Annotated in this window: 9 protein-coding genes; 6 read left to right on the top strand and 3 right to left on the bottom strand. The window is 50.2% G+C overall.

What is annotated here, in order from left to right; genetic code table 11:
• Window positions 1-108 precede the first annotated feature (108 nt).
• A complete protein-coding gene (rep, locus tag ABGI61_RS13610; protein WP_347601973.1) occupies window positions 109-2,124 on the top strand; it encodes a DNA helicase Rep in 2,016 nt (671 codons plus the stop codon).
• On the opposite strand, the gene ABGI61_RS13605 is transcribed toward rep, so the two are convergent.
• Both ABGI61_RS13605 and ABGI61_RS13600 read right to left on the bottom strand, forming a co-directional pair.
• On the bottom strand, window positions 2,098-4,704 hold the full coding sequence (locus ABGI61_RS13605) for a sensor domain-containing phosphodiesterase (protein WP_347601971.1): 2,607 nt from the start codon (window positions 4,702-4,704) through the stop codon (window positions 2,098-2,100). The two genes, rep and ABGI61_RS13605, sit on opposite strands and share 27 nt — an antisense overlap.
• A 195-nt stretch (window positions 4,705-4,899) precedes the next feature.
• On the bottom strand, window positions 4,900-5,295 hold the full coding sequence (locus ABGI61_RS13600; protein ID WP_347601969.1) for a c-type cytochrome: 396 nt from the start codon (window positions 5,293-5,295) through the stop codon (window positions 4,900-4,902).
• A 591-nt stretch (window positions 5,296-5,886) separates the two neighbouring features.
• Between ABGI61_RS13600 and polA the strand changes: the two genes are divergently transcribed.
• On the top strand, window positions 5,887-8,664 hold the full coding sequence (gene polA / locus ABGI61_RS13595) for a DNA polymerase I (protein WP_347601967.1): 2,778 nt from the start codon (window positions 5,887-5,889) through the stop codon (window positions 8,662-8,664).
• Window positions 8,665-9,223: 559 nt separating this feature from the next.
• Here the strand turns inward: polA and yihA are convergent.
• Complete coding sequence (yihA, locus tag ABGI61_RS13590; RefSeq protein ID WP_347601965.1) at window positions 9,224-9,853, bottom strand: ribosome biogenesis GTP-binding protein YihA/YsxC; 630 nt, start codon at window positions 9,851-9,853, stop codon at window positions 9,224-9,226.
• 181 nt (window positions 9,854-10,034) lie between these two features.
• On the opposite strand from yihA, the gene ABGI61_RS13585 reads away from it, so the two are divergent.
• The 4 genes from ABGI61_RS13585 to ABGI61_RS13570 all read left to right on the top strand — a co-directional run bounded on the left by ABGI61_RS13585 (window position 10,035) and on the right by ABGI61_RS13570 (window position 12,980).
• Entirely contained in the window at window positions 10,035-10,661 is a 627-nt protein-coding gene (locus tag ABGI61_RS13585) for a c-type cytochrome (RefSeq protein ID WP_347601963.1), read from the top strand.
• 590 nt (window positions 10,662-11,251) lie between these two features.
• On the top strand, window positions 11,252-11,902 hold the full coding sequence (locus ABGI61_RS13580; protein WP_347601961.1) for a class I SAM-dependent methyltransferase: 651 nt from the start codon (window positions 11,252-11,254) through the stop codon (window positions 11,900-11,902).
• Between the two features lie 53 nt (window positions 11,903-11,955).
• Window positions 11,956-12,501, top strand: a complete 546-nt coding sequence (yihI, locus tag ABGI61_RS13575; protein ID WP_347601959.1) for a Der GTPase-activating protein YihI — start codon at window positions 11,956-11,958, stop codon at window positions 12,499-12,501.
• A 2-nt stretch (window positions 12,502-12,503) separates the two neighbouring features.
• Window positions 12,504-12,980 (top strand): DUF2489 domain-containing protein, encoded by a 477-nt coding sequence (locus ABGI61_RS13570; protein WP_347601957.1) that lies wholly within the window; start codon window positions 12,504-12,506, stop codon window positions 12,978-12,980.
• The last annotated feature ends 10 nt before the right edge of the window (window positions 12,981-12,990 follow it).

Here is a 12,990-nt window from a genome sequence, read left to right as displayed (position 1 = left end):
AGCGAGTATTCAAGCGTTGGCGTTATTCTACAGAGCAAAAGCCGGATAGCGAATGCTATTTAACGGCAAATTTCGTTACAATGCCGCCCTGGTTATAAGGGTGCGTCAATGAAGTTAAATCCGCAACAAAACGCTGCAGTTAAATATATTTCCGGGCCTTGTCTGGTGCTGGCCGGTGCCGGCAGTGGCAAAACCCGGGTGATTATTAATAAAATTGCCTACTTAATTCAGCAATGCGAGCTGCCGGCGCGGCATATTGCCGCCGTAACCTTTACCAACAAAGCGGCGCGCGAAATGCGCGAGCGCATTAACCAGCAACTGCCAAAAGCCGCCACACGTGGCCTGACCATTTCGACCTTTCATACGCTGGGGCTGGAGATCCTGAAAAAGGAATATCGCCATATTGGTTACAAGGCCAACTTTACCCTGTTTGACGATCAGGACAGCCTGGCGCTGCTAAAAGAGCTCAGCGAAAATGATATTCAGGGCGACAAAGACTTACTGCGGGCGCTGCAAAGTAAAATCAGCAACTGGAAAAACGAATTAACGCTGCCGGCTAAGGCGATACAAGAGGCGAAAGATGCACAAAGCATCAGCTTTGCTAATTATTACCAGCAGTACAGCCAGCAGTTAACGGCGTATAACGCACTGGACTTTGACGACCTTATTTTACTGCCTACCTTGCTGTTTCAACACAACACTGAGGTGCGCGCCAAGTGGCAGCAGAAAATTCAATATTTGCTGGTCGACGAATATCAGGATACCAACACCAGCCAGTATCAGCTGGTAAAGTGGCTGGTAGGTGAGCGCCAGCGCTTTACTGTGGTGGGCGACGATGATCAGTCAATTTACTCTTGGCGGGGGGCTCGGCCACAGAACCTGGCGCTGCTGAAGACCGATTTTCCTAATTTAAATGTGATCAAGCTGGAGCAAAACTACCGCTCGGCCGAGCGCATTTTAAAAGCAGCAAATATCTTAATTGCCAACAACCCGCACGAGTTTGATAAGCAGCTGTTTAGTGAAAATGGCTATGGTGTGCCGCTGAAGGTGATCCCATGTAAACATGAGGAAGACGAAGCAGAGAAAGTGGTGGCCGAGATCATCTCGCACCGCTTTATTAACCGTAGTCAGTATCGTGATTATGCCCTGCTGTATCGTGGTAACCATCAGTCGCGCTTATTTGAAAAAGCGCTGATGACCAACCGTATTCCGTACAAAATTTCCGGCGGCACCTCGTTTTTTTCCCGTACTGAAATAAAGGACGTGATGGCCTATCTGCGTCTGGTGGTAAACCAGGATGACGACAACGCCTTACTACGCATTATTAATGTGCCACGGCGTGAAATTGGCGCCGCTACCTTGCAGCAGATTGGCAATCTGGCCAATGAAAAGCACATCAGTTTATTTGCCGCCTGCTGCGACAGTGAGTTGTCGATGCATTTGTCGGCGCGTGCGCACAATGCCGTTAAGCAATTTGCCGATTGGATAGTGGGCATTGCCGATAATGTGCAGCGGGCTGAGCCGGCCGAAGCGATACGTGATCTTATTCGCCAAAGTCATTATGAAGCCTGGTTGTTTGAAACCAGCAGCAGCCCGAAAGCGGCTGAAATGGCGCTGAAAAACGTCAATGAGCTGTATCGCTGGATCAGCGAAATGCTGGCAGGCAAAGATGACGAAGAGCCAATGACGCTGCCCGAAGTGGTCACCCGGCTGACACTCCGCGATATGATGGAGCGCCAGGAGCAGGAAGATAATGCCGATCAGGTGCAGCTGTTAACGCTGCATGCTTCCAAGGGCTTGGAGTTCCCTTATGTGTTTATGGTGGGCATGGAAGAGGGCATCTTGCCACACCAGAGCAGTATTGATGAGGACAACGTCGAGGAAGAGCGCCGGTTGGCCTATGTGGGTATTACCCGTGCCCAGCGCGAGCTGTTTTTTACTTATGCCAAAGAGCGGCGCCAGTTTGGCGAGGTTATCCGCCCCGAGCCCAGCCGGTTTTTGTATGAATTACCACAAGACGACTTAGACTGGCAGCAAGCCGCGCCGGTGAAAACGGCTGAGCAACGCCAGCTAAGTGGTCAGGCACACATAGAGCGGTTACGCCAGCTGCTGAAAAATAACTGACGGCGTATCGGCCAGTGCTTGCGCGCCTAATAGCTCGGTAACATATTTACCCTGCATAAAGCAGCAACCTTCGTCTAATAGCAAGTTGAGCAATTCGGCGTTGTCGACACCGTCGGCCAGTAAGCGGAATTTATAGCTATGTGCCAGTTGCTGTAACATTTGCAGCAGCTGCCGTTTATGTGTCTGGCGTGGCAGCTGACGGCAGAAGCTGGCGTCTAATTTAACAAACTCAAACAGTTGCAGCAGTAGCAAGCCCATGGGGGCGCTGTCGGCTGCAAATTGATGGATCGCCAGGCGGACACCATTTTGCTTCAGCTGATGCAACGAAGCGTGAATACCATTGCCGGCCTGCAGCAATTCGCGTTCGGTAAAGGCTAAACATAGGCGCTGTGGCTGCGGTAAGGTGCTAAGTTGCTGTTTTAATTGTTGCAGTAATTCATGCTGCTGCAGATGCGCCACACTCAAACGCAGAGTAACTAAGCCGCTATCATCGGAGCTGGCGGCGAGCTGGCGGCAGGCTTGCTGCAGGATCAACTGTTCAATTTGTACCGTCATGGTCGCATCAGCACTAAACTGGCCGAAATCGTACTGCGTACCAAGCAGTGGGTGCTGCCACTGACTGTGTACCTCGTAGCCCAGTAAGCTGCGGCCAGGTCCGCACAATACCGGCTCGTACACCGGGGTAAACTGCTGCTGCGCCAGTGCCTGTTGCATTACCTGCTCCAGCGTCATCGCCTGCAGCAATTGCTCGCGCATGGTGTGGTTGAAGATGACGAAGCGGTTGCGTCCCATCGACTTGGCCTGATACATAGCGGCATCGGCATCGCGCAGCATGGCCTCCGGCTTGCTGTGTTCAGCGTCAAAATGGGCAATACCAATGCTGGCGCCGGAATGCACCTGCTGTCCCTGCAGATAAAAAGGCTGGCGTATTTTTTCAATAATGCGCTCAGCAATGTCCTCAGCATCTTCTGCATCTGGCAGGCTGGTCAGCAGCACAACAAACTCATCGCCACCCAGCCTCGCGACCATATCATGATCACGTACGGTACTGAGTAAGCGTTTACTGACTTCCACTAAAAAGGCATCGCCGACATGATGGCCTAAGCTGTCGTTAATTTGTTTAAAGCGGTCTAAATCAATAAATAGCAGGGCCAAGCCTTGTTGTGGCTGGCGTTTACTCAGGGCGAACTGCTGTTTTAATTGCTGTAAAAACATTTGACGGTTGGCCAGCCCGGTCAGAGCATCATGATTCGCTTCATAAAACAGCTTCTGCTCGGCCTTTTTCCGCTCTTCTACCTGCAAGCGCAAAAACAAGTTGGTTTGGCGTAGCTCACGGGTACTTTCAAATACTTTACGTTCCAGTTCTTCCTGATGCTGTTTTTGTTGCTCTGTGGCCAGCTTACGTTGAATCGCCACGGCAATATGTTGCGAGACAAAACGCAGAATATTCAGCTCGTTTTCTGAGTAATGATAGCGCTCGTCATAAGATTGCAGCGCGATAACGCCAATCACCTGCTGCTCAATCAACAAAGGTGCCCCCAACCAACTGGTTGAATGGCGGGCAGCTTTCAGCGGATCAGCCATACCGCGGCGGATCTCACCGGCCTCTACCAATTGATCGGCAATATCAGTGGTAATCAGCTTGGCGTCACCACAGCGGATCACATATTCGGTAAAACCACGGCTTAACGGCCGCTCTCGTGCCGGTGGTGAGAACTGATCCAGGTAAAACGGAAACGTCAGTTTGCTGCGTTCGGCGTCGAGAAGCGCGATATAACAGTTATCCGCCGCCATTAATTCACCCAGCACCTGGTGCACAGCACGATAAAAACTGTTCATATCGCGGCTGCTGGCCGTCAGCTCAGAGATTCGGTATAACGCAGACTGCAGTTTCTCGGCGTTGATCCGTTCCGTAATTTCTTTTTGCAACGAGCTGTTAATCTGACGCAGTTCACGGGTACGTAACCGTACGGTTTCTTCCAGCAGCTCGCGGCTTTTCACCCGATCCAGCGCGGTAATGGTATGGCCGCCAATGCTGCTGAACAGCGTCAGGTCGCTTTCAGTGTATAGCTGTTTGGAATTATAAGATTGAATGGCCATTACGCCGATAACCTGCTCGCCGCGGCACAGCGGTATACCCAGCCAGTGGGCACAGGGAGAGCCTTGTGGTTCTATGGCACCACTTTTAATAAGCTGTTCAAACTGTTCGCTATCGCAAAGTAAAGGCTGTCCGGTGCGGGCGACATAGCCGGTTAGGCCACTGGAAAAGGCGCTTGAGGAGACTTCGGCAATCAGTTGCTGATCTTTTTCATCGGAAAAATATTGCGGCGTGTAATGGTCAGTCTGGCTGTCGTAAAATACCACATAGAAATTTTCGGCATGCAGCAGCTCTGACACCATTTTGTGGATTGCTGGGTAAAACTCCCGCATATCGCTGATGGTGCTGGCAAGCTCAGATAATGTTAGTAAGGCGCCCTGCGTAATATAGGCCTGCTTGTAACGGCGGGTTAATATATCCAGCCGTCGAAGCTTGGTTTGTGCCTGCTTAAGCTGTTTGCCTGCCTCTGTTGATCCCTTCAACCCTGACTCTTTATTCTTTGGTCGTACCACCTGGGTCGACACTTTATAATTGTGCCCATTATGCACAAAGTTTAAGCAGTTGGAAGAGGCTTGCGGCCAAATGATAGCCGCAGGCTTAAACCAGTTTATAAGGTCTCATAATAAAAAAATTTAAGGCCGCACTGCGGCGGCCTTAAACGGACGAAAGCAGAGGGATTAAACGCCTTCAGTCATAAACTTGATAGCGGCAGCAATTTCTTCGTCACTGCAGTCGCCACAGGTACCACGGGCAGGCATATTACGAATACCTTCGATAGCGTGCTTTAACATAACATCAAAACCTTGATCGATTCTGGACTTCCACGCTACGTCACCTTTCTTCGGCGCATCCAGGGCGCCAGTGCCATGACAGGCAAAACAGGCCGTTTGATATACTTTCTCGCCGCTACGCGGGCCCGAGGGTGCGGCATCCGCTGCAGCCGCCGCTCCAGCAACATGCACCTGGCCTATAGGTGCTAACCGTTTTGCCAACGCTTCTTTATCAGCATCGGCACTGGCATGTATGCCAAAAGTGGTTAACAGCAAGGCAAATGCAAGAGTAAGTTTGTTCATAGTAAGTAGTCCTGTGGTCATTTCCGCACAAAGTTTGCGCCATTATAGCCCCCAAGCTGCGTTCAGGGGAAGCCCCGTGCATCATGCCTGACTTGGCGCTGCCAGCTGGTCTATTACGTGAATAAAGACCATCCCGATCGCTGCTAGCATGTGGTTGAATTGGGTAAATTCACCGCAAGGCAGCGCCATAGCTGTTATATGCTTTTAGATGAGGTTTGCTGGCTTTTTTAAAGCAAAATTATTTAACGGTTTTGCTTTGCATCTGATGCCAATATGGTAGTCTGTTTGGCCGGTAGAGCTGAACACCATAGTTCAGATCCGGAAATAAGAAAGCACTGCTAAGTGTTTTCCACATAAATGGAAGTATAACAATAATAAAATGGGTTTTGCGGTACACCCCATATTTTATCTTTAAAAACATATTGTTATGAAATGTTTTCACCTGACTTTTCGTCGAGAAGTCGGGTTGTTCGGCTGCGTTTTACACAAAGTTATCCACAGCTTGTTAGGCTGAACGTTACGCAGCGTTGACTAGCGGCTCTGGCGGCGCTGTGGCATGCTATAGCTTTATCGCTGCAGGATATACCTTAGATGGCTACAGTCTGTGATACACCGCTGATCCTGGTGGACGGCTCTTCTTATTTATTTCGCGCTTATCATGCGCCACCACATCTGACAAACTCGCGCGGCGAAGCTACCGGTGCCATTTATGGCGTGGTCAACATGCTGAAAAGCCTGCTGAAACAATACCAGCCAACACAAATGGCGGTGGTATTCGATGCCAAAGGGCCCACTTTTCGTAATGACATGTACAGTGAGTACAAGGCTCATCGCCCACCCATGCCAGACGACTTGCGCAGCCAGATAGCGCCGCTGCATCGCATTATTGAAGCGATGGGGTTGCCACTATTATGCGTATCCGGTGTAGAAGCGGACGATGTGATTGGCACTTTGGCGCGTCAGGCCAGCGCTCAGGGGCGCCACACACTGATCTCTACCGGCGACAAGGACATGGCTCAGCTGGTAGATGAGCATGTTACGTTAATTAATACTATGACCAATACCTTGCTCGATGTGCAGGGTGTGCGGGATAAGTTCGGTATAGGCCCGGAACTCATTATCGATTATCTGGCGCTGATGGGTGACAAAGTCGACAATATTCCGGGCTTGCCAGGCGTTGGCGAAAAGACGGCTGCAGCCTTACTGCAGGGGCTGGGCTCTATCGAGCAGATCTATCAGCAACTGGATCACGTCGCTGAACTGAGTTTTCGCGGTGCCAAGACCATGGCGGCAAAACTTACTGAATTTCGGCAACAGCTGCAGTTGTCTTATCAGCTGGCTACCATCAAAACCGATGTTGAACTGCCGTATCAGCTTGACGACTTAAACATCAAAACCCCTGATAATGCTGCTCTGGCCGACTTATACCGCGAGTGTGAATTCCGCCGTTGGTTAAGTGAAGTGCTGTCAAGCGGGCAAACCGCCGCAAAAAGCAGCACACCCGAGCAAGGCGATTTACTGGCCGAAAGCCCGCCAGAGCAGGCGAATACCTTACCAGCAACGTCCTATCAGACGGTTTTGGATAAGGCCGCTTTTACGCAAATGTTAGCTGAAATACAACACGCTCAGCTAACAGCGCTGGATACTGAAACCACGAGTCTGGACTACATGCAAGCCGATCTGGTGGGGTTATCCTTTGCCGTAAGCCCGGGCCGAGCCTGGTATGTGCCTGTGGCGCACGATTATGTTGGTGCGCCGGCGCAGCTGACGTGTGATTGGGTACTTGCCGAGCTGAAACCCTGGCTGGAAGATAGCAGCAAAGCCAAAGTGGGGCAGAATCTTAAATACGATCAAAGCGTGCTGGCACGTTATGGCATTGTGCTGCGCGGTGTGCAATTTGACACTATGCTAGAGTCTTATGTGTTGAACTCTGTTGCGGCAAGGCACGACATGGACAGCCTGGCATTAAAATATCTGGGCCACAAAACCGTCAGTTTTGAAGAGATCGCAGGTAAGGGTTCTAAGCAGCTGACTTTTAACCAGATTGAGTTGGAGAAAGCCGCCCATTATGCCGCCGAAGATGCGGATATTACCCTAAGGTTACACCAGACATTGTGGCCCCAACTGCAGCAGCAAGCCGGGCTTAGCAAAGTGCTGACCGAAATTGAAATGCCGTTGGTGGATATTTTATCGCGCATAGAGCGCCACGGTGTGCTGATAGACTGCAAGCTGCTGGCGCAGCAAAGTGAGCAGTTAGCGAGCAGGATCAGCGAGTTAGAGCAACTGGCCTATCAGCAGGCGGGTAAGCCATTTAATTTAGCCTCACCGAAACAGCTGCAGGAAATTTTATTTGACCAGATGCAGTTACCGGTGCTGAAAAAGACGCCAACCGGTGCGCCGTCTACCGCAGAAGAGGTGTTAGCTGAGTTGGCATTGGAGTATGAGTTTCCTAAGCTAATCACTGAACACCGCGGCTTATCGAAGTTAAAATCGACCTACACCGATAAGCTGCCCAAAATGCGGCAAGCTGCAACCGGGCGGGTGCATACCTCTTACCATCAGGCGGTGGCGGCGACCGGTCGGTTAAGTTCTACCGATCCTAACCTGCAGAATATTCCTATTCGTACTGAAGAGGGGCGGCGTATTCGCCAGGCCTTCATCGCGCCGCCGGGCAAGAAGATCGTCGCCGTCGACTACTCGCAAATTGAGCTGCGTATAATGGCGCACCTTTCGCAGGATAAGGCTTTGTTACAGGCTTTTGCCAACGGGCTGGATATTCACCGCGCTACGGCCGCTGAAGTATTTGGTGTCAGTCTGGAACAGGTTAGCTCAGAGCAGCGCCGCAGTGCCAAAGCCGTTAACTTTGGCCTGATTTACGGTATGTCGGCATTTGGTTTGGCCAAGCAGTTGGGTGTAAGCCGTAATGATGCGCAGCAGTATGTCGATCGTTACTTTGAGCGCTTCCCCGGTGTGCTCGATTACATGGAGCGCACCCGCAAGCAAGCACATGAGCTGGGTTATGTCGAAACGCTGTTTGGCCGGCGGCTCTATTTACCAGAGATCAATGCGCAAAATATGGCGCGGCGCAAAGGGGCTGAACGTGCGGCCATTAATGCACCGATGCAGGGCACCGCGGCTGATATTATTAAAAAAGCCATGATAGTGGTGGACAATTGGATCCAGCGGCATAGCGCCGACACCGTTGCGATGATCATGCAGGTGCACGATGAATTGGTATTCGAGGTAGATGAAGCGGCCGTTGAGCAGGTGATACCTGAACTGGTAAAACTGATGGCACAGGCGGCAATACTGGATGTGCCGCTGCTGGCAGAGGCCGGTTTTGGTGATAACTGGGATCAGGCGCATTAAAGTTGAACTTATGTGTAAACGGTGAGTCTGACTCAGCAGTTACATTATCCCTCTCTCCTGTTTCATTTCGTATCCCGCCGTAAATGGCGGGATTTTTTTTGGTAATTTTATTACTTAAATCAGTGTCACGTCGCAATTTTAAGCTATTTATGTAGTTTTATTACATAAATAGCTTGCGTTTTTTTGCCAGCTGATTAAAATTTGTCGGGTAGGGTACAGAGGTAAGATGTTCTATCTTTCAGTGTCAGGCGATAGCCAGCACAGACGAAAGTAGGCTTATTTAGCCGCCCCACTGCTTGCAGTGGGGCGTTTTTTTTATTTCTTTTTGCTAAACGCTGTCAGTGTCGCTGCAGCGGGTGAATAAAACGACGTGCGCCGGTTGAATACGACGGAGCAAAACTGAAAATTTGTGAGATTTTTTAGAGTAAATACTTCAAACTGAGAAAATTTGCGCTATAATGCGGCTGTCTTAGCGATAAGACACCCTGTTGATTTGAAATTATAGCTTCTCCCCGTTTGCTATGGCCGACACCCAAGGGTGTCGGTTTTTTTATGTCTGTTATTCGGTAATTGCGGTATCGTCAGCAGCGCCAAACCATAGGTCTAACACCTGCTCTAATTCCGTTAAACCTTGTTTGTTTAATGAGCTGAAGGTATGAACGGTAACATCGCCCATAAAAGCCATGCTGGCTTCGCGCACTTCTAACAAGGTTTTTTTACGGGCACCTGGGCCAAGTTTGTCGGCCTTGGTTAACAGAATAAGCACCGGTAGCTCACTTTGTACCGCCCAGTGCACTAAATCCTGATCCAGATCTTTCAGTGGATGGCGGATATCCATCAGCACCACCAGCCCTTTTAAGCTGTCGCGTTTCATCAGGTATTCGGCCAGTGACTTTTGCCATTTCTCTTTAATGGCCAGTGGCACTTTGGCAAAGCCATAGCCGGGTAAATCAATCAGCCGGCGCTGGCTATCAAGGCTAAAGGTATTGATCAGCTGAGTGCGCCCCGGTGTTTTACTGGTGCGGGCTAAACTATTTTGTCGGGTCAGCGTATTAAGTGCGCTGGACTTTCCGGCGTTCGAACGGCCGGCAAAGGCGACTTCTATACCACTATCTGCAGGTAAGGCGTTGATATCGGGGGCACTGGTTAAAAAACTAGCACGTTGATAATTGATTTTCGACTTGTACACTGCCTTCTCCGGCAACTAATTTGGCGCTATTGTAGCGGATCTGGTCGATCGGCAGAAGCTTTTGCCGCATTGATGGGATTTTACTTTGAGCAGTTTCGTGTAAAATAGGCATAAAAATTAAGGTTATTTCACTTGGTTGCCAGTATGCTGGCGGTTTAATGCGGACAGAGACGGATAAAAAATGAAAAAAATGCTATTTCCACTGACGCTGTTATTCGGTCTTATCGGAACAGCCCAGGCGTTTGACGGTGATGCTGAGGCAGGTAAAGCAAAGTCAGCGGTATGTGCAGCGTGCCACAGTGCTGACGGTAACAGCGCAGTTGACATGTATCCTAAGCTGGCAGGCCAGCATGCGCCGTATTTGTACAAGCAACTGCGTGACTATAAAACCGGGATGGAAACTGCCGGTAAGCAAGGCCGTAACAACAGCATTATGTTTGGTATGGTAGCCGCGTTATCCGACCAGGATATGAAAGACCTGGCTGCCTACTTTGCCTCACAGAAAATGAAAGCCGGCACCACACCAGAGAATGTTATCAGCAAAGGTGAGCAGCTGTATCGTGGCGGTGATGCCGATCGCGGTATTGCGGCTTGTATCGCTTGTCATGGCCCGCGTGGTAACGGCACCAGTTTAGGTGGCTTCCCGAAAATTTCTTATCAGCATGCGAATTATCTGAAAACTACGCTGCAGGAGTTCCGCAGTGGCCAGCGTGCTAACGACTTAAACGGCATGATGCAAGACATTGCGAAAAAGCTGACTGACGAAGACATTGAAGTACTGTCACAGTATCTGGGTGGCCTGCACTAGGCTGAATCGGGCTGTTCATCGTGAAAAAGCCGGCGTTTATCGCCGGTTTTTTTATTGCTGCCGGTTCAGTTTTGTAAGAGATCTCTCACATTTGCTGTAAGAAAACTGCTATATGGCGATTTTTATTGAACTTTTTTATAAGTGCATTTTTTGCATATTTATCTGTTTTTAAAGGATAAATTAAATTTACCCTGGTTGTTCGCGCTTTTTTTTTATGCAGATGCTTGCCATCTGGTCAGATTGGAGTAAATTGTCTTCTGTTACGTTTAGTAACACCTAATAACAAGGACTAGCGGCAGGGAAGTGTCAGTACCAGTACGACAGTGCGCGGTGCCTTTTGTTAATACACATCAGGATGATGTGCCGCGTGAATTCACGCTCAGGGATGGTTACCAAAGTATCAGGAAGATCGTAAAGAATAAAAATTCAGCCAGGAAGGCGATATAAAACAAGGAATCAGAAAACAGGGTGTTGCAGCAACATCAGGAAGATGACAGCGAATGAGAGAAGTGTCCACCTGACACAAGTATATCCAGGGCGATAAGATGATCTTATCGCCTTTTTCTTTTTAGCCGTTGTAGTTAAATAGTATGCCCAAACCAACCTGTCCGCTGTGCTTTGCCACCTCATGTGTTTTTTTTCACCAGGATAAGCAGCGCTGCTACTGGCGCTGCCCACAGTGTGAGCTGGTGTTTGCTGACCGCGCCAGCTTGCTGTCAGCAGCTGCTGAACACGCCCAGTATCAGTTACACAATAATGATGTTAATGACAACGGCTACCGCAGGTTTTTGCAGCGCCTGGCTACGCCTTTGCTTGCAGCTTTAGGCCGTAGCGGTCTGCAGGGGCTGGATTTTGGCTGTGGTCCCGGCCCGCTGTTGGCAAAAATGCTGACTGAGGCTGGCCAGCATATGGCGGTCTGGGATCCGTTTTTTGCGCCCGACAGCACAGCATTGGAGCGGCAGTATGACTTTATCAGCTGCAGTGAAGCGATAGAGCATTTTGTTAACCCGGCACAAGAGTGGGCGCTATGGCAACAGCTGTTAAGCCCCGGTGGCACGCTGGCCATTATGACCAAGCGCTACACCACCGCAGAAGCTTTTGCCAACTGGCACTACAAGCTGGACCCGACCCATGTCAGCTTTTTCCACCTGAACACCTTTCATTATTTGGCTGGGCGAGATGGCTATCGCTTGGAGGTAGCTGCGAATGATGTGGTATTGTTACAGCGCATAAAGCATTAGTGTTTAGCGGTAAAACTGGTTAAAATGTGCGCCCTTTTTTACAGGTAGCAACCATGACTCGCAAGAAAAAAACACGCTCGGCCGGCACTAATGGCCAGCGGCATTTGTCGGCTGAAGATATTCGTAAAACCCGGCAACCAAAAGAAGAGACCAAGAAAAAGGGCGCCGGCTTAAAATCAGGCAGCCGCAATAGTATGCTGGCCCAAACCCCAGAGGCAAAGCGTGAATCTGCGCCAAAAGATAAGCGGCTGGGCAGTAAAAAGCCGATCGCCTTGCTGCCGCAAGCCGAAGCAGTACAAAGCGTGATGCCGGTGGTTGAACCTAAGGCCAGCCTGGCCAAGGCCAAGCCGCAAACACTCAGCCCGGAGCAGGAGCTGGCGCTGATTGAAAACGACACGCAGCTGCAGACACTGTTGGAGCGGGTTGAGCGTGATGAAATTCTTACTGGCAAAGATGCTAAGTACTTTAACGCGAAAATTGCCCGTATGGAGCAGTTGATGGCCGAGTTAGGCTTGAACGATGATGACGATGAGGCTGATCCACTGGCGGCGTTTGAAAGTAAAGATTGGCGTAAAGACCTGTTAGGCGACGAGGATTAACCGTGACGACTGCTGTTTGGCTGGCTATTGCAGCTGGTGCCCTGATTATTGCCGGTTTGGCATTTTATGCCGGAACCTTGTTGATGCGCTTGCAGCAACAGCGCCGGCAGCAGCTTAAACAAGCTGCTCAGCTGCAACAGCAACAAGCAGAAAAAGCGCTATACCTGCGTGACAGCATTATCTTGATTTGCAAAGCGATGCGTGAAGAGCAATGCGAGCTGTCAGAAGGTGCGCTGAGGTTATGGGTGTTATTAGATCATCTTGTGCCAGAGCGGACACCAGACCCGGAAACCACCTATCCCGGCTTATTCCAGATGTATCAAGTCGTCAAAGATATGCCGACGCATCAGGCGCGTAAAGATCAGGCCAAAAGCCTGACCCGGCAGCAGGACAAGGTGCGTTTGCAAGCCGAGCAAGACTTTAAGCAACCTATTTTGACCGACGTGGCAGCCTTGCTACAGCGTTTTCAACCGCAGTAGCAAGGCGTAG

The sequence above is a fragment of the Rheinheimera fenheensis genome, from assembly GCF_039871805.1.
Classification (GTDB): domain Bacteria; phylum Pseudomonadota; class Gammaproteobacteria; order Enterobacterales; family Alteromonadaceae; genus Alishewanella; species Alishewanella fenheensis.
Note: the sequence above shows the minus strand (reverse complement) of the source record. Positions and strands in the feature narration are given on the sequence as shown.